A 19,260-nucleotide genomic window follows, 5' to 3' on the forward strand; every position below is an offset into this window, starting at 1 on the left:
AATATTTTTTAACAATTCACTATAGACATCAATTTATACCTAATCTGAATAAACATAAGGTCCTTTGCAATGATAAATTAACATTAATTAGCCAACTTATATTTGGATTTTAAAATATTACATTTAATTTTGTATCGATTCAATAAAAAACAATGATAAAATTCACACATCATCACGGGCATCATTTTAACCTACCATAGGTGGTCCGGGATTGTTGTGATAAATAATAATATAAGAGGGCTTACCGCATGGGAAGCCCTCTTTTTTTTTGATAATAATAATTGTGTTCTAGATCTGAGCTGACTTATACCCCAACATGATGTCTCACATCTATTATCTAAAAAGACTAAAATAAAATGGAGAAATTAAGAATTGCCTTACAGAAAAAAGGAAGATTACACGACGATTCGATGAAGCTTTTAAAAGAAGCTGGCATAAAATTCAACATAGGAAGTGGAAAACTAGTGGCACAATCGCCTAACTTTCCCATAGAAGTTTTGTTTTTGCGTGATGATGATATTCCTCAAACCATCGCAGATAAAGTAGCGGACATTGGTGTGGTAGGTGAAAATGAAGTAGAAGAAAAAGATTTCAAACTAACGATTGCCAAAAGACTGGGCTTTAGTAAGTGTAGGATATCATTGGCCATCCCCAAAGCCGATGAGTACCCTGGACTGGAATATTTTCAGGGTAAAAAAGTAGCAACTTCTTACCCGGTTATTCTAAAAAAATACTTTGCCGAAAAAAATATCAGTGCCAACATACACGAGATAGCAGGATCAGTGGAAATAGCTCCTGGCATCGGCTTAGCCGACGGTATCTTTGACATAGTAAGCTCAGGCAGTACATTGGTAGCGAATAGATTAAAAGAGGTAGAGGTAGTCATGCAGTCCGAAGCACTTCTGGTACAAGCTGAAGACATGTCCGACGAAAAAAAGGCATTGCTTCAGGAGCTACTATTCCGTATCAATGCGGTAATGGCAGCTAGCTCCAACAAATACATCCTATTAAATGCACCCAACGACAAGGTGGATGAAATTGTTAAGGTACTCCCCGGAATGAAGAGTCCCACAGTATTACCATTGGCCCAAGAGGGATGGAGCTCTATTCACTCTGTGATTTCCGAAAAACAATTTTGGGAGATCATTGGTAAGTTAAAGGACAATGGTGCAGAGGGTATCTTAACTTTTCCCATTGAAAAAATGATACTGTAACACCCATTTAGAAACAAGATTTAAATAATTCAGGCTGGGTATATTTATACTCAGCCCGTACTAATTCTATCACATGCAGGTATTTGAATATCCACAAAAGAGCGATTGGGCGCAGCTACTTCAACGTCCCGAGAATGATTTGAGCACCTTGTTCCAGACCGTTCAAGGCATTCTGACCGACATCAAAGAGAACGGCGAAAAAGCAGCCAAAGCATACTCTGAGAAATTTGACGGCTTTGCTGCCGAAAACCTTTTAGTATCTCAAAAAGAAACTGAGGAAGCATGCTTGCAGGTTTCCTCCAAATTAAAGCAAGCCATCCATACAGCCAAGCTAAATATCGAAAAATTTCACCAAGCACAAATATCACCCGAAAAGGTGGTAGAGACAATGCCAGGCGTTATTTGCCGTCAAAAAAGTGTTGCCATTGAGAAGGTAGGTCTATATGTCCCCGGGGGCACTGCTCCACTCTTCTCTACAGTATTAATGCTGGCACTTCCTGCCATCATTGCCGGATGTAAAGAAATCGTCCTTTGTACGCCTCCCAACAAAGAAGGTAAAATTCACCCTGCCATATTATTTACCGCCTCATTGATTGGAGTCACCAACATATTTAAACTAGGTGGTGTACAAGCCATCGGAGCAATGGCTTACGGTACCGAGAGCATTCCTAAAGTGGATAAAATTTTTGGCCCAGGAAACAGCTACGTAACCGCAGCCAAACAACTAGTTAGCTTAAAAGATGTGGCCATAGACATGCCCGCAGGTCCTTCTGAAGTAGAAGTACTGGCTGACGAATCAGCCAATGCTGCTTTTGTTGCCTCTGACCTTCTGAGTCAAGCTGAACATGGCGTAGATAGTCAAGTCATCCTGATCACCAACAGCCCACAACTGATTCCTCAAATTCAAATAGAACTGGACAATCAACTTAAAGAATTATCCAGAAAGGAAATTGCAGAAAAAGCCTTACAAAACAGTCGCATCATACTATTATCCAACCAACAAGAGATGATTGAAATGACCAATATGTACGCTCCTGAGCACCTGATAATAGCCATGCGTGACGACGATGAAGTAGCCAATAAAATCACCAATGCAGGTTCGGTATTCATAGGCAATTATACGCCCGAGAGTGCAGGCGACTACGCATCTGGCACCAACCACACACTGCCAACACACGGTTACGCAAAAGCATATAGTGGGGTTAACCTCGATAGCTACATCAAAAAAATAACATTTCAGAAAATCACACCCCAAGGATTAAAAAACATCGGCCCAGCCATTGAAGAAATGGCAGCTACAGAGCAATTGGATGCCCATAAAAATGCTGTCACCATCCGATTAAACACTTTGAAATAACATATAAATGTCAGCTATTTGCTAATTTTCGAACACATGAAAACAATAGAACAATTAATCCGCCCCAATATAAAGTCCCTTCGTCCATATTCATCAGCCAGGGATGAATTTTCAGGCGAACAAGCCATCTTTTTGGATGCCAACGAAAACCCTTTTAACAAACCTTACAACCGCTATCCGGATCCTTATCAACGCAAGCTCAAGAAAAAAATAGGAGAGCTTAAAGACATTGAAGCCGAACACATCTTCTTGGGCAATGGAAGCGATGAAGCCATAGACCTTACATTCAGGTCCTTTTGTGAACCAGGAATCGACAATGTTATATCCATAGACCCAACCTATGGCATGTACCAGGTAGCTGCCGACATCAATAACATTGAGATACGCAAAGTTAAGCTCACCAAAGAATTCCAACTGGATGTAGATGGCCTACTGGCTGCCGCAGATCAAAATTCAAAAATATTATTTATCTGTTCTCCCAATAATCCCACTGGCAATTGTTTTCCCGCAACAGACATCCTCAGTCTATTGGATAAATTTAATGGGATAGTGGTACTAGACGAAGCCTACATTGACTTTGCGCCAGAAAAGAGTTTTCTACCACATTTAGCGAAATATCCAAACCTCATCATCCTACAAACATTCAGCAAGGCGTGGGGCATGGCCGGAATCCGCTTAGGCATGGCATTCACATCTCCAGAAATCATCCACATATTTAACCATATCAAATACCCATACAACATTAATATACTCACACAACAAACTGCACTACAATTACTAGAGAAAGCGGATGATAAAAACACATGGGTTCAGGAACTACTAAGACAAAAAGAACAAATGTCCTTAAAGATGAAGCAATATCCCTTTATTCAAAAGATATTTCCCTCTGACGCCAATTACCTTTTAATAAAAACAACAGCCCCCAAAGAGATATACAACTTTTTAGTAGACCAGGGTGTTATTGTCAGGGATCGCTCAACTGTTTCACTTTGCGAAGGCTGTTTAAGGGTAACCATTGGATCAAAAGAAGAAAACAATGCACTGTATGCTGCACTGGATCAATATCAAAATAAATAACGATTTTAATACTTCAAAATAAATGCAACGAGTACTTTTTATTGACCGCGACGGAACAATCATAGAAGAACCACCAACCGATTTTCAAGTGGATAGCCTTGAAAAACTAGCCTTCTATCCTAAGGTGATTACCAACCTGCACAAAATTGCCAATGACCTAGATTTTGAACTAGCTATGGTCACCAATCAAGATGGACTGGGCACTGCTTCGTTCCCTGAAAACACCTTTTGGCCAGCGCAAAATAAAATGATGAACACCCTCAAGGGAGAAGGCATTCTATTTGACGAGGTTTTCATAGATCCCTCATTACCGGAAGAAAATTCTCCAAGAAGGAAGCCCGGCACAGCCATGCTTACCAAATACTTTGATGAGTCTTACGACATGGCCAACTCATATGTTATTGGGGACCGAATGACAGATGTTCTACTAGCCAAAAACATGGGTTGTAAAGCTATTTTTCTAAAGAATCACGATAATGCGCACAAAGAAATTGAATCACAAGGGCTAAAAGACATCTGCGCACTATGTACCACTAACTGGGACGAGATTACCCAATTTTTATTTGCAAAAGAAAGAACAGCCCATGTAAGCCGTAAAACATCAGAAACAGAAATTGATATTCAGCTCAATCTTGATGGATCAGGCCAATGCAACATATCAACTGGCTTACATTTTTTTGACCATATGTTAGAACAAATTGGCAAGCATTCTGGCTGCGATTTAAGCATAAAAGTCAATGGCGATTTGCACGTAGATGAGCACCACACAATTGAAGATACAGCCCTGGCTTTAGGTCAAGCTTTTAAAGAAGCGCTTGGAGACAAAAGAGGAATAGAACGCTATGGCTATTGTCTGCCAATGGATGACTGCTTGGCTTTGGTGACACTTGATTTTGGAGGACGACCATGGCTGGTATGGGAGGCCGATTTTAAACGAGAAAAAGTAGGTGACATGCCAAGCGAAATGTTTTTGCATTTTTTTAAGAGCTTTTCAGATGCCTCTTTAAGCAATCTTCAAATACAAGCCAAAGGAGACAACGAACATCATAAAATAGAAGGAATCTTTAAAGCCCTGGCCAGAGCATTGAAAATGGCCATTAAAAAAGATGTCTTTAACAATACCCTACCCAGCACTAAGGGAGCACTTTAACAAGACACACTTTTTTAAAGCTATTATATTATTCAAGAAATAATTATTAACTTTCCCAATAAATGTTGTTCTGATTAATTGGTGTAAATGGCAAGTATAGGTGACAAGTCAAATTTTCCGCTGTATAGCACAGGTTTGATGCCACAGGAAGAAATGTTAGAAGTAAAAAAGACGGGTAAAAAACTCACCATAGGGATGCCTAAGGAGAAATCTAAATTTGAAAATCGTCTTGCGCTGACCCCCCAAGGAATTGAGTTGTTGGTAGAAAATGGTCATACCGTATTATTTGAGTCCGGAGCTGGTCAGGCAGCGAACTTATCCGATCAGGACTTTGCGGAATGTGGAGCATGCATTGTCAAAAACAATAGCGAAATATTCAAAGCAGAAATAGTACTTAAAATATCTCCCTTTACTGATGAGGAGCTAGACTTGTTATCTCCTGGGCAAACGATTATTTCTCTGGTTCAGCTCCATCAACAATCACGCGAGCTCATCAAAAAAATGTTGAGTAAAAAAGTAAACGCCATTGCTTTTGAACTCATCAAAGACAACAACGGGTACTATCCGGTAACCCGCAGCATGAGCGAGATAGAAGGTGCAGCATCCATTATGATTGCCAGCGAATACCTAAGCAAAGCCCATAACGGGAAAGGCGTATTATTGGGAGGCATTACAGGGGTATCTCCTGCCGAAGTAGTTATTTTAGGCGCTGGTACCGCGGGCGAGAGTGCCGCACGGGCTGCCTTGGGTCTCGGTGCTACTGTGAAAGTTTTCGACAATTCCTTTAAGAACTTAAGGGAATTACAACTTCATATAGGGCAACGTATTTTTACCTCGGTATTATACCCCAAAGCACTTACCAAAGCCTTAAAGTCGGCCGACGCCGTCATTGGAAACCTTCGTTATCTGCAGTCGGGCCTAAGTTATATGGTAACCGAAGACCAGGTATCAAAGATGAAACAAGGTTCTGTACTAATTGACCTTAGCATGGGACAAGGAGGATGTTTTGAATCATCCATCTGCACTGACTTCGCTCACCCTGTATTTATCAAGCATGGAGTCATCCACTATTGCGTACCCAACGTGGCCTCTCATGTGGCTCGAACAGCAACCATCGCACTAAGTAATATCTTTGCTCCTATGATATTACAAATGGCCGAAGCCGGAAATATCAATAATATCATCAAAGAAAATGCGGGCTTTAGTCATGGTATTTACGTGTACAAAGGCATTCTAACCAATCATTATATTGGCGAAACATTTTCACTACCATCTAAGGATATTGGCCTATTAATGGCTGCTTTTTAAGCCGAAAGATACAACTTATTTCATTGGAATAATAAACTTAATGAGCGCACCCTCTTTTTGGTTGCACTCGGCCCAAACGCTGCCATCCATAATCTCAACATACTTTTTTACAATGGACAGACCAATGCCGTTACCACCGAACTCTCGTGATTTTTCCACATCACCTTGCCTGAATAAATCAAAAATATTCTCCTCCTGTCCTTTCACGATACCCACACCGGTATCCTTCACAAAAAACTCATAGCAACCATCCCCCACTGTATAACCAATATATACAGTTCCGTGATGGGTGAACTTGATGGCATTATCTATTAAGTGATCGAATACTTTGCATAAAGCTTCCTTATGTGTATGCAAGATATCCATACCATCCGCGGCTCCCGGCAGCATCAGTATACGTATATCTTTCCTCATCGCCTTAATTTCCTGACTATAATTCCGATGAAGCTCCGAAACCATTTTATTCACACGCACTCTTTGTTTCTGCTCCACATAAACTTTGGCCTGCAGTTTGGAGATATCAATTAAAGCATCCATCACACGCATCAATTGATTACCATTTTGGTAAATAATATTCAGATATTCATCTTTCTCTTCAACACTGAGATTATTTGATTTCAAAAGTTCGGTAAACCCAATAATGGCGTTCATGGGGGTTCGTATCTCATGACTCAAGTTCGCTAAAAAAGAGGATTTCAATTTATTGCCCTCCTCGGCCTTTAGTGTGACCTTTTTAAGCTCATTATTTATCTGATCCAACTCCCTATTCTTACTAATAAGCTCTTCTTTGAACACCAACAATTCCATATTATGCATACGCAGTTCCAGCTGCCTATCGCGGTGCTCAAGCTCCGATCCAACCTTAGAGGAATACATAAACATCAATGTCTCTATTTTCTTTGCATCTGAAATCTTATGAGAATACAACGTCAATAAAACACCAATCGGCTTACGGGAAGCGTTGTACAATGGCACACCACAAAAAGCCTCAGCCTCGCATTCTTTCAACAATTTACTATCGGGGAAAGCCGCTCGAACACTTTCTTTATAAGTAACAATATTATCTGCAATCACCTGCTTGCATGGCTCATCATCACACTGGAGCACAGAACCCTGAACTATCTCACCCTTATGGCAATTGGCCAGCATTTCCAACGTTTCCTCTCTTGGATTAATACGTGCAATAAAAGCGTAGTCAGCATTTAAATAAGTGCACATGGACAATGCACTCGCCACAAAAAAATCATCCCCCAACATGACATTATTGGGGTTAAAGAGCTCATAAATACACGATTCCAAATCATGATCTAACTTTAAATGTTGACTTATAAATTCCTGATAACTTTGCTTTGCCATACTACTAATTACTAAATCCTTGCTGAATAGTTACCCAAAGAAATGAAAAGCTCCGCTAATGGCTAGAATTTTTTGATAAATAACCCGTTTCAAACGTTAAAAACAATACATCTTCGAAATATCCAATCTCTACCACATCCTCTTTTAACAATACCCAATTGATAATGAGAACACTACACCCATAAGGCTAATATATTGCTTCTTTTTGAATTCTAATAGGTAGTTTTTTGTAATTTTGAGGTCAAATAATGCAACCATTATTGAAATGAAGAACCAGTTATATATTTACAATACACTCTCCAGAGAGAAAGAGATTTTTAAACCACTAATACCTCAGAGAGTAGGCTTATATGTATGTGGACCCACCGTTTACGGCGATCCCCACTTGGGACATGCACGTCCGGCCATTACTTTTGACCTACTAACCCGCTTACTGACTCACCTGGAATATAAGGTTAGATATGTGCGGAACATCACAGACGTTGGTCATTTAGAAAATGATGCTGACGAAGGAGAGGATAAAATTGCAAAAAAAGCCAAGCTTGATGAACTGGAACCAATGGAAGTGGCACAACACTATACCAACAGGTACCACGACTACATGAAGATGCTGAACGTAAAAAGTCCCAGCATTGAACCTCAGGCTTCCGGTCATATTATTGAGCAGATCCAGGTGATCCAATCGATCATAGACAAAGGTTATGCATACGAAAGCAATGGTTCTGTTTATTTTGATGTGAAAAAATACAATGAAAAGTACCCCTACGGTATATTATCTGGACGAAAAGTAGAAGACCTGATTAACAATACCAGATCTCTTGACGGACAAAGCGAAAAACGCGATGGTCTTGATTTTGCGTTATGGAAAAAAGCAGCTCCTGAACATATAATGAGATGGCCTTCGGAATGGAGCAATGGCTTTCCTGGATGGCATTTGGAATGTTCAGCCATGAGCAAAAAATACTTAGGTCAACAATTTGATATTCACGGAGGCGGCATGGATCTGCTGTTCCCCCACCATGAATGCGAGATAGCACAAAGCACCGTTGCCAATGGCGTCATCCCCGCCAAGTATTGGATGCACAACAATATGATTACCATTGAAGGACAAAAAATGGGTAAGTCACTGGGTAACTTTATTACGCTGGAACAATTTTTCACCGGTAAACATGACAAACTGGAGAAGGCCTACAGCCCCATGACCATACGCTTTTTTATTTTACAAGCACACTACCGCAGCACACTTGACTTTGGCAATGAGGCCTTGTTGGCTGCCGAAAAAGGACTTAACCGCCTAATGGAAGCCATATCCAATCTGGACAAGATAAAAGCTTCCAATAGCTCCAATGTGGATATTGCTTCTCTTAAAGAAAAATGCTACAATGCCATTCTCGATGACTTAAACAGCCCCATCCTAATAGCTCACTTATTCGACGGTGTTAAAATCATCAATAACCTGCTATCGGGTAACCATACCATATCTCAGTCCGACTTGAACGAGCTGACTTCCTTTATGCATCTGTTCGTCCATGAAATACTAGGTCTGGAAGTAACATCCTCACAAAACACAGACAATAACGATCAACTCAACAACGTTATGCAACTACTATTAACCATGCGTAACGATGCCAAGTCTAATAAAGATTGGGCCATGGCCGATAAGATCCGGGACGAATTAAACAATCTAGGTTTTATCATTAAAGACAGTAGCGACGGTGCCAGCTGGGAACTAAAATAAAATATACACTTAATCAATCAGAATTCATGGTCAAACATATACTACTTATTTCCATTGTTATTTTTGCCAGTTGCGATTTTTCACCTGCCAAGAACAACGGTAGCAAAAAGAAGAAAACAGTGATTACAACGCCAACATTTGATGCTGACTCTGCCTATTTATACATTCAGCATCAAGTTGACTTTGGACCACGTGTTCCAAACACAGAAGCCCATGATTTATGTGCCGAATATCTGGAACAAAAGCTAAAGAGCTTCGGAGCTGACGTGATCATACAACAAGCAGAGTTAACTGCATTTGATAACACTTTACTAAAGGCTAAGAACATTATCGGACAATATAAACCGGAGCTCAAAGACCGTGTATTACTCTTTGCGCATTGGGACTCCAGACCCTTTGCTGATCATAACCCCGACGAGAAGCGACGAAATGAACCAATACTAGGAGCCAACGACGGCGGCAGTGGCGTGGGCGTATTACTGGAGATTGCACGACAGCTAAACAATAACACTTTACCTTTTGGTGTAGACATCATCTTTTTTGACGCAGAGGACTATGGCAATCCGGATCACATAGAGATTCAAAACCCTCAGCAAGACACTTGGTGTCTAGGATCACAACACTGGGGAAAAAACCCCCATGTGAAAAATTATTATGCCCGTTATGGTATTCTTTTAGATATGGTAGGTGCATCCAATGCTAAATTTTACCAGGAAATAAACTCTAAATATTTTGCGCCCCGCATTTTGAAAAAAATGTGGAACACAGCACATAAAATAGGATATGGAAGCTATTTTATTTTTGAAGATGGAGGCGCCATCACCGATGACCATGTGTATGTGAACAAACACCTGAACATTCCCTGTATCGATGTAATCCAGTATGACCCATCAACAAATTCAAGCTTTGGCAGTTATTGGCATACACATAACGACAACATGGATATTATCGATAAGAACACACTAAAGGCAGTGGGACAAACTGTTCTTGAATTTATTTACAGCGAACAATAACCTGCCTGGACTGATCAACTACCAGCTCAGGAAGTAAGATCAATAGAAAATGAGTGTTAAACAAAAAAGTAAGCTAAAACCCTATCTGCACAAAGACAAAGTAGAAGCTGGGTGCGACGAGGCAGGCAGAGGTTGTCTGGCAGGCCCTGTGGTGGCTGCCGCCGTCATACTACCCCAGAACTTTGACCACCCACTACTTAATGACTCCAAACAACTTAGTGAAAAACAAAGGGAGAAATTACGACCTATCATCGAAAAAGAAGCACTGGCTTGGGCCGTATCAATTGTAGACAACAAGGAAGTTGACGAAATAAATGTGCTCAACGCCTCCATCACTGCCATGCAGAGATCCGTTGAACAACTACACATTACCCCGGCGCACCTTCTTATAGATGGCAATAAGTTTAAACCCTATAAAAACATACCACATACATGTATCGTAAAAGGTGATGGGAAATATTTATCCATTGCGGCAGCTAGTATCTTGGCCAAAACACATAGAGATGAATTGATGGAGCAATTACATGAGCAATACCCCGGATACCAGTGGAGAAAGAACAAGGGATATCCCACCAAAGCACACAGAGCAGGCATTGAGAAACTTGGTATAAGCCCCTATCACCGACTCACATTTAAGTTACTGGATACCCAATTAAAGCTTAAGCTTTAACCCATCCCAACATATGTAATAATTATCATTGTTTCTATTCTGAATAAATGATTATATTCGCCCTTTAGTTGTAAACCAACTCATTGTCCTGTTGAATTATCAATAACATTAATACATAACGAATGAAAAAACTAACGGTTTTATTCATCGCCTTTGTGATGGCTTTCGCCGGAACCGCCAAGGCAGATGAAGGAATGTGGCTTCTTCCATTAATCTCGAAGCTAAATATGAACAAGATGAACGACATGGGTCTGAAGCTTACAGCAGAAGACATCTATAGTGTCAACAACTCAAGCTTAAAAGATGCTATTGTGATTTTTGGCAGAGGTTGTACTGCTGAGATCATTTCAGACCAGGGACTTATTTTGACAAACCACCATTGTGGGTATGGTAATATTCAAGCATTAAGTTCTGTGGATCACAACTACCTTAAAGATGGTTTTTGGGCCAAGTCGCTTGACCAGGAATTACCTGCCGAAGGATTGTCTATCACCTTTCTTAAAAGAATGGAAGATGTTACCGCAAAAGTTTTAGAAGGAATAGATGACAACACCAAAACATCTAAGCGTAACGAGCTAATAATAAATAATATAGAGGCTATAAAAAAGGAAGCACAAAAAGACAACGATTATTCTATTGAAGTAAAGAGTTACTTTGAAGGCAACCAATATTTCCTATTACAGTATGAAAAGTATAACGACATTCGTTTCGTTGGTGCTCCTCCATCCTCTATCGGAAAATTCGGTTTCGATACAGACAACTGGATGTGGCCTCGTCACACAGGTGACTTTAGTATGTTTAGGGTATATGCAGACAAGGACGGAAAACCTGCTGCCTACTCAAAGGATAATGTACCTTTAAAACCTAAGCACCACCTACCTATTTCATTAAAAGGGGTTCAGCTTAACGACTTCGCCATGACGCTTGGATATCCGGGAAGTACCAACAGATACCTTACATCCTGGGGCATTGAAGAACGAATGAATATTGTGAACGACGCACGCATTGTTCCTCGCGGACTGAAACAAGACCTTTGGCAAGAAGATATGCTGGCGGATGAAAAAATAAATATTCAATACGCTTCTAAATTCAGTCGCAGTTCTAACTACTGGAAAAACAGTATTGGTATGAACCGCGGACTCAAAAAACTGAATGTAGTTGCTCAAAAAAGGGAAATTGAAAAAGATTTTGCACAATGGGTAGCTGCTTCACCAGAAAGGACTAAACTATATGGTAAAGTATTAGGCAACCTTAAACAAGCCTACGCCGAAAGAGCAGGCGACTTAAAAGCCCAAAGTTATTTGATAGAATGCATGCTCAGAGGAACTGAAATCATTTCCTTGGGAAGCAAAACACTTAAACTGGAAAAAGACTTAGAAGGTGATGACCAAGAGAAAGCGCTTTCAACAGCAAAAAAAATAGCCTCTGAACTAGATGCGTTCTTTAAGGATTACAGTGCACCTACAGACCATAAGGTGTTCGCCGCTATGCTCAAGTTGTACTACGACGAGATCAATGAAAAATATCACCCTGACTTTTTTAAAGATGTAGTTGTAAAAAAATACAAAGGAGACTTTAAGAAATATGCAGATGTTGTCTTTGCCAAATCGGTGTTTGTGAACCAAGAAAATCTGGAGGCCTTTTTAGCAGCACCCAACCTGAAAAAGCTACGTAAAGACCCTGTGTTTATCGCAGCCAAATCTACGATTGAAACCTACCGTAAGTTATACGGGAAAGTGATCGCGGCCAATTCGCTGGAAGAAGAAAACAACAGACTGTTTTTAAAAGGTTTGATGGAAATGAAATCAGACAAAGTATTCTATCCAGACGCTAACTTTACCATGAGATTAAGCTATGGCAAGGTAGGTAACTACGAACCCAAAGATGCTGTTATCTATAAGCATTACACCACACTTACCGGTGTGATGGAAAAATATCAGCCAGGAAACTTTGAATTTGAAGTGCCGGCTAAACTAATGGATCTATATGAAAGTAAAGATTATGGCCAATACGCTGATGCGGACGGAACCATGCATGTTTGCTTTACAACAGATAACGACATCACAGGTGGTAACTCGGGTAGTCCGGTCATCAACGCCAACGGTGAGCTTTTCGGTTTGGCTTTTGATGGCAACTGGGAAGCCATGAGTGGAGATATTGCTTTTGAAACGGAATTACAGAAGTGTATTAACGTCGACATCAGGTATGTACTTTTCATCATTGATAAGTACGCGGGAGCAACCAATCTAATAGATGAAATGACGCTGGTGAAATAATCACATCCCAAAAATATTTTTAAAGGGGATGTCGTTACATCCCCTTTTTTATTGTGTACTTTTATTACTTCATTTAAACCTTACAAATACACAAATGAACATTCAGATTTTACAAATTATTTCAGCATTTATCGTACTCTTTGCAGTCATCGATATCCTAGGCTCCATTCCACTGATTATTGATTTAAAAAAGAAGGGAAACAAAATCAACGCATTTCAAGCTGCGTCAACCTCATTAATCATCCTATTGGTATTCTTTTTTCTTGGAGAACCCTTATTAGGTCTTTTTGGCGTTGACATATCTTCCTTTGCCATAGCGGGCTCATTTGTACTACTCGTGATGGCCTTTGAAATGATATTTGGCATTCATATCTTCAAACACGATTCTCCAGCTGGCGCAAGCATTGTACCCATTGCATTCCCCTTGATTGCCGGAGCCGGTTCGTTTACCACCATCCTGTCACTTAGGGCCGAATTTGAATCGATAAATATAATTATCGCTTTGCTATTAAATATTGTCATTGTATTTTTCGTTCTAAGATCAACAGGTAGCGTTGAAAAGATAATAGGAGAAGGAGGCGTTTATGTTCTTCAAAAGTTCTTTGGGATCATTCTTTTGGCCATGTCCATTCGTTTGTTCCTTTCAAACTTTGCTGATCTGTTAACCCAATTTCTTCCAGCTTTAAAAGGATAGCTAATGGCAAAAAAAAACAAATTTTACGTTGTATGGAATGGACACAGCCCAGGCATTTATACCAACTGGACTGAATGTCAAAAAAACATCAGCGGAGTTAGCAACGTGCGTTACAAAGGCTTCCCTACTTTAGTGGAAGCCGAACAAGCATATGCAGAGACTCCTGATAAATACTGGGGTAATAAAGCACAAAAAGAAAGCTCCTTTGAGTCTATTGACCAAAACCCAGATATCATTAATAACAGCCTTTCTGTGGATGCAGCCTGTAGTGGAAATCCCGGCGTTATGGAATATCAAGGAGTGTATACCGTATCTGGGACGCAAGTGTTTATACAAAAATTCCCACTTGGAACCAACAATATTGGTGAGTTTCTGGCCATTGTTCATGGCTTGGCTTACCAGCAAAAGCACCAGTTAAACATTCCCATCTATACCGATTCAAAAATTGCCTTGAGCTGGATTAAAGCCAAGAAGTGTCGATCTAAACTTCCATTAACACAGCAGACGCAGGATTTATTTAAGGTAATAAAAAGAGCCGAAGATTGGTTGAAAAATAATAAATACTCCCAGCCTATTCTAAAATGGGACACCCAAAAGTGGGGAGAGATACCTGCAGATTTTGGAAGAAAATAGCAGACTATCCCAACCAACAACTTACTAAGACGAGCCATAGCAGACGCTGTGGTGCGTCGAAGTAAAAACAAACGACTTATCTTGCAACCAATCACCCACTCAAGGTAAGATAACACGGCTAATTTAACTCCCTAAGTGGAATCGTAAATTCAACACGAGTCCCACTTTTACCATACTTTACCCTATCTTCCACCAATAGAGCCACTCTGTTACCCATATGATTATTATTAATCAGCTTAAGCCTTTCTTTGGTTATTTTCAGCGCCAAAGACTTATGTTTTTTTGAAGTCACAGTTGCATCTTCTTTGCGTTTAGAGTAGATTCCCACACCATTATCCTCTATTACATAAGACAAACTTTTCCCCTTTTTCTTGAAGCTAACCAAAATTTTTCCATCATCCCTTTTACAAAGCTCACCATGCTCAAAAGAATTTTCAATAAAAGGCTGGGCCAACATAGGGGGAATCATAATATTAGACCTATCTAATTCCTCATCTACAATAATTTCATATTTAACCTTATCTCCAAAACGCTTATTTTGCAAATCAATATAAAAATCCAAAATTTCTCTTTCCTGTGCCAAGGTGATATACTCCTCTTGCGAATAAAGCAAGACCATACGCATTAGACTGGCAAAGTCAGCCAAAAAATCAACAGCATCCATTACCTTATTTTCAAGAATATAGCACTGTATAGCCGACAATGAATTGAATATAAAATGAGGATTCATTTGCGTACGCAAAACTTTCTGTTCCAAGCGAAGAAGTCGCTGCTTTTCTCTCATACCTCTGTTTCTACTATAAAAAAACAGAAAAACACCTCCACAAACCACAAAGAAAGCAACACTCAACGAAAAGATGATATACAATCTGTTCTTGGCCTTTAATTCTGTAATTTGATTTTTGCTCTTTTGCAACATATACTTATTCTCCAGTTCCAATATTTTATCAAACTGATCCAAATTAAATATACTATCCTTGATTACCTGATGCTGTTCAAAAACACGCAAAGCAGACTCCATATCTCCCAGTGCTTTATAGGCTTCATACAAACTAAATAAATTCTCTCCCTGTGTATCCAGCAGGCCCACTTCTTTATTTACATGCTCACATTTTTGATACATTTCAACAGCTTTTCTTCTCTCATCCATCGCTGCATATAAGTCTCCCATTCCGGTGTAAGCCTGGATCAATCCACTTTTCTTATCCAAGGACTTAAAGATCGTTATCCCCATATTAAAATAATCAAAAGCCTTGTCAAATTCTTTCACCTTTACCATATAATGCCCCAAATTGGTATATACCGAGGCGATCCTATCGCTATCGTTCAACGCTTCATAGGTCTGCAGCGCCTTTTGATAATACGTATACCCCTCATCCAATTCATTCTGTAAAACCATTGAAACTCCAAGATTCAATGCAATATCGGCTACCGAACCCCGATCACCTAACTGCTCATATAAATCCAATGCCTGTTTATAATATAAGTTTTGCATCTCATATTTTCCTCAATGCCCCACTATCAAACCCATATTTTGCAAACTAGTGGCCATACCAACTGTATCGTTCATCAGCTTCTCTAATCCGTAACTTTTCTCGTAATACAACAAAGATTTTTTATAGTTGGCCTTATATAAATACATAAGACCCAGATTACTGTAATTGGCCGCCATTCGAACACTGTCGCTTACCATCTCAAAATACGGCTCCGCTTTCTTGTAATATTTCAATGCAAGATCATAATGCTCCCTATAATATTCAGCTTCGCCGAGAATATAGTAACCTAATGCTTTATATTTTACTTGTGATTTTTTTGCCTGAGATAATATTTCGCGCGCTATTTCATCCGCCCTATCAGTTTCGGTAGATACAATGTCTATGGCCATTTGCTGCATCTGTTCCAACTCATCATCAAACATCGCATCAAAATCACTCATACTTTCATAGTCTTGTTGCGGAAACACCGGCAAGAAAAAAACAAACAAGACTACTATTAAAGTTATAAAACGATCATACATGGGTTTAAATTTGAACTTAAAAGTAAACCAATTATATGAAACAACCATGTAAAATTTAATTATTCATTTTTTTACAATGGTGAATAAAATACATCGCGTTCATGAACACCTTTAAATATAAAATTTGGCGAATAATGATTTTCCATGAGGGTTCCGCAACAAATAGAAATAATAAACGCAGGAAATAAAAAAAGCCGCTCAAATAGTATGAACGGCTTTCACTAAATTTAGGTAATGTCTATTATTTTTTCTTTGTGCATTCTTTTTTGCATTCAGCTTTCTTTTCACCGTTACATTTTTTCTCAGCACAGCATTCTTTTTTACAATCATCACCACATTTTTTAGCTTTCTTCTCTGTTTTTTGTGGTTCTTGAATAGTATCAGTTGCCATTACTGGAGAAGCAATAGCTAACATAAACATAAAAAGAAACGATACTGCAATTGACTTTTTCATAATGCGTTGTTTTTTATTATTAATAATTGATTTTTTTATCATTGCAAATATTCAATGAAACAATGGCAATATATGTTATTTACCTGTTATAGCATGTTAACAACATGTTAATAAAGTATTCTATTGCTTTTTTATTGGTAACTTTGCATACGATTTTAGCCTGAATTATTCATGGAGTATCGTAATGAGGATCAAAAAAACAAAGTAAAAAGACAAAGCGGTATAGGTTCGTAATAGATCATTTATGAATTGCTTAGCTTAGGAGTTTACACGATAAAATTCATTTGAAAAACCAGCATGGCAAAAAAAATAGATAAACAATCATTACTGGCAAGCATTACCTTTAGCCTACTTCTATGTCTTATTGTCATTCAATTTCTTTTTCTAGCCAAATCAGCCAAGTTAGAAGAGAAGCATTTTAACCACAGAGTAATACTCGCTTTACGCGAAGCCCGCAATGAAATTGCTCGCGAAGCCAATGCCTGCAACCACATGCACAATTATGTATGCGGTAACCAATGCACCAGTGCACAACAACACATCAACTTTCAGATAGCTGACAGCATTATCAAATCGAATCTTGCCATCCATAAAATCGAACTGGACTATACCTTTGAATTCATAAACGAACAAAAAGAAGCTCCTAAAAAACAACATTCCACCTGTTATGAGCAATCGCTAAATGGACTCTTGGCGCAAAATGGTATTAAACTCATTATTGTATTTCCCGAACACAAGCAATTTTTATTGGCACAAGTTGGTATAATATTTTATGTTTCAATTGGTGCCATTATTTTTGTAATGATATCCTATGTTATTACCTCACGCCTTTTCCGAAAAGAAAAACGCATTTTAAATAACACCAAAGACTTCATTGACAACATGGTTCATGAATTCCAAACGCCCATTGCCAATATTAAACTCGCTTCGAATCTTATTCAAAAAAACACCAACAACGGCATAAGCAGTAAAAAAATCAGTCATTACACATCTCTCATTCAAAATGAGAACACGAAGATGGAGAGCCAGGTAAAAGACATACTCAGCGTAGCTGCAATGACAACCAGCAAAACACCTATGCGCAACGTGAATATGCATCAGGTCATAGAACAAAGTCTTCTCCTATATAAAGATTCCATCCATGAGCTAGGTGGACGTTTCGATATAAAACTAAATGCCGATAAATATGTTATTAAAGGAGAGCTTCCATATATAAGTCACGCCATTATTAATTTAATAGACAATGCACTGAAATACACCCCATCACATCCAATTATTAGCATAAAAACCTATAATGAGAAAAATAAATTTTATCTTTCCATTACAGATAACGGCATAGGTATTGCCCCTGATAATTATCAAAGTATATTTGAAAAATACTACCGGGTTAGCAATGGAAACATACACAATACCAAAGGCTTTGGCTTAGGTTTAGACTTTGTGAAAAATGTGGTAGAAAACCATCACGGATCCATTAGTTTAGACAGCAAACTGGACAAAGGAAGTACGTTTACATTATCATTTAAATACACGAACAGCTAATGAATTCAAAAACCAAAATATTACTGGTAGAGGATGATACCACCATGGGATTTCTGCTTGTGGATTTCCTAGAGTCAAATGGTTTTGATGTAAAACTTTACAATGATGGACTCCAAGGCATCAATGCCTTTTATCAAAGCGTATATGATTTTTGTATATTAGATGTAATGCTTCCCGGATTGGACGGTTTTTCCATAGCTCAACGCATCCGTAAAAAAAACAAAACCATACCCATTGTTTTTTTAACCGCCAAAACATTAAAAGAAGACAAATTACAAGGCTTCAACATCGGAGTGGATGACTATATTGTAAAACCCTTTGATGAAGACGAATTGCTTTGTAGAATAAAAGCCATATTAAGCAGATGTGCCACCTACTCTCAAGACCTCAAAACCATTAAAATAGGAGACTTCATTTTCGATCCACAAAACCTATTGCTCACTATTCATTCAGAACAAAAGCGTCTTACCCAAAAAGAAAACGAAGTATTAAAAATGTTAGCCAACTCAAAAAACTCGTTGGTTAAACGCAATGATATCTTGATGAGTCTGTGGGGCGATAATGACTATTTTAACAGCAGAAGTCTGGATGTCTTTATTGCCAAATTGAGAAAATACCTAAAAAAAGATAACCATATTAGCATTGAGAACGTACCAAGTGTAGGTTATGTACTGAAAGACATCTAGTTAACAATAATATTTTTCTCCTATTGTAAGACAATAGAAATTTCACGCCACCATTTAACACCCATTAAATTAAAA

General features: G+C 38.8%; 17 protein-coding genes. 13 read left to right on the plus strand and 4 right to left on the minus strand.

Annotated features, from left to right (window positions below):
• Positions 1-356 precede the first annotated feature (356 nt).
• The 5 genes from hisG to CYTFE_RS0116185 all read left to right on the plus strand — a co-directional run bounded on the left by hisG (position 357) and on the right by CYTFE_RS0116185 (position 6,106).
• A complete protein-coding gene (hisG, locus tag CYTFE_RS0116165; RefSeq protein WP_027472643.1) occupies positions 357-1,214 on the plus strand; it encodes an ATP phosphoribosyltransferase in 858 nt (285 codons plus the stop codon).
• A gap of 73 nt (positions 1,215-1,287) precedes the next feature.
• On the plus strand, positions 1,288-2,571 hold the full coding sequence (gene hisD / locus CYTFE_RS0116170) for a histidinol dehydrogenase (protein WP_027472644.1): 1,284 nt from the start codon (positions 1,288-1,290) through the stop codon (positions 2,569-2,571).
• A gap of 36 nt (positions 2,572-2,607) precedes the next feature.
• Positions 2,608-3,648 carry a histidinol-phosphate transaminase gene (gene hisC / locus CYTFE_RS0116175; protein WP_027472645.1) on the plus strand — a complete coding sequence of 347 codons (1,041 nt, stop codon included), beginning with the start codon at positions 2,608-2,610 and terminating at the stop codon, positions 3,646-3,648.
• A 22-nt stretch (positions 3,649-3,670) separates the two neighbouring features.
• Positions 3,671-4,798 carry a bifunctional histidinol-phosphatase/imidazoleglycerol-phosphate dehydratase HisB gene (gene hisB / locus CYTFE_RS0116180; protein WP_027472646.1) on the plus strand — a complete coding sequence of 376 codons (1,128 nt, stop codon included), beginning with the start codon at positions 3,671-3,673 and terminating at the stop codon, positions 4,796-4,798.
• An 87-nt stretch (positions 4,799-4,885) separates the two neighbouring features.
• Entirely contained in the window at positions 4,886-6,106 is a 1,221-nt protein-coding gene (locus tag CYTFE_RS0116185; RefSeq protein ID WP_027472647.1) for an alanine dehydrogenase, read from the plus strand.
• Between the two features lie 15 nt (positions 6,107-6,121).
• Here the strand turns inward: CYTFE_RS0116185 and CYTFE_RS28880 are convergent, their stop codons facing one another.
• On the minus strand, positions 6,122-7,462 hold the full coding sequence (locus CYTFE_RS28880; protein ID WP_052343241.1) for a sensor histidine kinase: 1,341 nt from the start codon (positions 7,460-7,462) through the stop codon (positions 6,122-6,124).
• Between the two features lie 265 nt (positions 7,463-7,727).
• Here CYTFE_RS28880 and cysS point away from each other — a divergent pair, with 265 nt between their 5' ends.
• From cysS to CYTFE_RS0116220, 6 genes are all read left to right on the plus strand, one after another.
• Positions 7,728-9,200: a cysteine--tRNA ligase gene (cysS, locus tag CYTFE_RS0116195; RefSeq protein WP_027472648.1), complete on the plus strand. Its 1,473-nt coding sequence runs from the start codon at positions 7,728-7,730 to the stop codon at positions 9,198-9,200.
• Positions 9,201-9,226: 26 nt separating this feature from the next.
• Positions 9,227-10,213, plus strand: a complete 987-nt coding sequence (locus CYTFE_RS0116200; protein WP_044211925.1) for a M28 family peptidase — start codon at positions 9,227-9,229, stop codon at positions 10,211-10,213.
• A gap of 49 nt (positions 10,214-10,262) precedes the next feature.
• Complete coding sequence (locus CYTFE_RS0116205; protein WP_044262853.1) at positions 10,263-10,883, plus strand: ribonuclease HII; 621 nt, start codon at positions 10,263-10,265, stop codon at positions 10,881-10,883.
• A 122-nt stretch (positions 10,884-11,005) separates the two neighbouring features.
• On the plus strand, positions 11,006-13,159 hold the full coding sequence (locus CYTFE_RS0116210; protein ID WP_027472651.1) for a S46 family peptidase: 2,154 nt from the start codon (positions 11,006-11,008) through the stop codon (positions 13,157-13,159).
• A gap of 94 nt (positions 13,160-13,253) precedes the next feature.
• The gene (locus CYTFE_RS0116215) at positions 13,254-13,853 is read left to right on the plus strand and encodes a MarC family protein (RefSeq protein ID WP_027472652.1); all 600 of its coding nucleotides are present in this window, start codon (positions 13,254-13,256) and stop codon (positions 13,851-13,853) included.
• Between the two features lie 3 nt (positions 13,854-13,856).
• On the plus strand, positions 13,857-14,486 hold the full coding sequence (locus CYTFE_RS0116220; RefSeq protein WP_027472653.1) for a ribonuclease H1 domain-containing protein: 630 nt from the start codon (positions 13,857-13,859) through the stop codon (positions 14,484-14,486).
• Between the two features lie 118 nt (positions 14,487-14,604).
• On the opposite strand, the gene CYTFE_RS28885 is transcribed toward CYTFE_RS0116220, so the two are convergent.
• The 3 genes from CYTFE_RS28885 to CYTFE_RS0116235 all read right to left on the minus strand — a co-directional run bounded on the left by CYTFE_RS28885 (position 14,605) and on the right by CYTFE_RS0116235 (position 16,957).
• Positions 14,605-15,981, minus strand: a complete 1,377-nt coding sequence (locus CYTFE_RS28885) for a tetratricopeptide repeat-containing sensor histidine kinase (RefSeq protein ID WP_027472654.1) — start codon at positions 15,979-15,981, stop codon at positions 14,605-14,607.
• A gap of 12 nt (positions 15,982-15,993) precedes the next feature.
• Positions 15,994-16,503: a tetratricopeptide repeat protein gene (locus tag CYTFE_RS0116230; protein WP_152541643.1), complete on the minus strand. Its 510-nt coding sequence runs from the start codon at positions 16,501-16,503 to the stop codon at positions 15,994-15,996.
• Between the two features lie 241 nt (positions 16,504-16,744).
• On the minus strand, positions 16,745-16,957 hold the full coding sequence (locus tag CYTFE_RS0116235) for a hypothetical protein (protein WP_027472656.1): 213 nt from the start codon (positions 16,955-16,957) through the stop codon (positions 16,745-16,747).
• A gap of 297 nt (positions 16,958-17,254) precedes the next feature.
• On the opposite strand from CYTFE_RS0116235, the gene CYTFE_RS0116240 reads away from it, so the two are divergent.
• Together CYTFE_RS0116240 and CYTFE_RS0116245 are read left to right on the plus strand one after the other, a co-directional pair.
• Positions 17,255-18,499 (plus strand): sensor histidine kinase, encoded by a 1,245-nt coding sequence (locus CYTFE_RS0116240; RefSeq protein WP_027472657.1) that lies wholly within the window; start codon positions 17,255-17,257, stop codon positions 18,497-18,499.
• On the plus strand, positions 18,499-19,185 hold the full coding sequence (locus tag CYTFE_RS0116245) for a response regulator transcription factor (RefSeq protein ID WP_027472658.1): 687 nt from the start codon (positions 18,499-18,501) through the stop codon (positions 19,183-19,185). Before CYTFE_RS0116240 ends, CYTFE_RS0116245 begins: the two co-directional genes overlap by 1 nt.
• The last annotated feature ends 75 nt before the right edge of the window (positions 19,186-19,260 follow it).

The sequence above is a fragment of the Saccharicrinis fermentans DSM 9555 = JCM 21142 genome (assembly GCF_000517085.1).
In the GTDB taxonomy this organism is placed as follows: Bacteria; Bacteroidota; Bacteroidia; order Bacteroidales; family Marinilabiliaceae; genus Saccharicrinis; species Saccharicrinis fermentans.

What these genes read in the sequence shown, in the direction of transcription:
- hisG (WP_027472643.1), top strand. Translation starts at nt 357, where the DNA reads ATGGAGAAATTAAGAATTGCCTTACAGAAAAAAGGAAGATTACACGAC.
- hisD (WP_027472644.1), top strand. Translation starts at nt 1,288, where the DNA reads ATGCAGGTATTTGAATATCCACAAAAGAGCGATTGGGCGCAGCTACTT.
- hisC (WP_027472645.1), top strand. Translation starts at nt 2,608, where the DNA reads ATGAAAACAATAGAACAATTAATCCGCCCCAATATAAAGTCCCTTCGT.
- hisB (WP_027472646.1), top strand. Translation starts at nt 3,671, where the DNA reads ATGCAACGAGTACTTTTTATTGACCGCGACGGAACAATCATAGAAGAA.
- CYTFE_RS0116185 (WP_027472647.1), top strand. Translation starts at nt 4,886, where the DNA reads ATGGCAAGTATAGGTGACAAGTCAAATTTTCCGCTGTATAGCACAGGT.
- CYTFE_RS28880 (WP_052343241.1), bottom strand. Translation starts at nt 7,462, where the DNA reads ATGGCAAAGCAAAGTTATCAGGAATTTATAAGTCAACATTTAAAGTTA.
- cysS (WP_027472648.1), top strand. Translation starts at nt 7,728, where the DNA reads ATGAAGAACCAGTTATATATTTACAATACACTCTCCAGAGAGAAAGAG.
- CYTFE_RS0116200 (WP_044211925.1), top strand. Translation starts at nt 9,227, where the DNA reads ATGGTCAAACATATACTACTTATTTCCATTGTTATTTTTGCCAGTTGC.
- CYTFE_RS0116205 (WP_044262853.1), top strand. Translation starts at nt 10,263, where the DNA reads ATGAGTGTTAAACAAAAAAGTAAGCTAAAACCCTATCTGCACAAAGAC.
- CYTFE_RS0116210 (WP_027472651.1), top strand. Translation starts at nt 11,006, where the DNA reads ATGAAAAAACTAACGGTTTTATTCATCGCCTTTGTGATGGCTTTCGCC.
- CYTFE_RS0116215 (WP_027472652.1), top strand. Translation starts at nt 13,254, where the DNA reads ATGAACATTCAGATTTTACAAATTATTTCAGCATTTATCGTACTCTTT.
- CYTFE_RS0116220 (WP_027472653.1), top strand. Translation starts at nt 13,857, where the DNA reads ATGGCAAAAAAAAACAAATTTTACGTTGTATGGAATGGACACAGCCCA.
- CYTFE_RS28885 (WP_027472654.1), bottom strand. Translation starts at nt 15,981, where the DNA reads ATGCAAAACTTATATTATAAACAGGCATTGGATTTATATGAGCAGTTA.
- CYTFE_RS0116230 (WP_152541643.1), bottom strand. Translation starts at nt 16,503, where the DNA reads ATGTATGATCGTTTTATAACTTTAATAGTAGTCTTGTTTGTTTTTTTC.
- CYTFE_RS0116235 (WP_027472656.1), bottom strand. Translation starts at nt 16,957, where the DNA reads ATGAAAAAGTCAATTGCAGTATCGTTTCTTTTTATGTTTATGTTAGCT.
- CYTFE_RS0116240 (WP_027472657.1), top strand. Translation starts at nt 17,255, where the DNA reads ATGGCAAAAAAAATAGATAAACAATCATTACTGGCAAGCATTACCTTT.
- CYTFE_RS0116245 (WP_027472658.1), top strand. Translation starts at nt 18,499, where the DNA reads ATGAATTCAAAAACCAAAATATTACTGGTAGAGGATGATACCACCATG.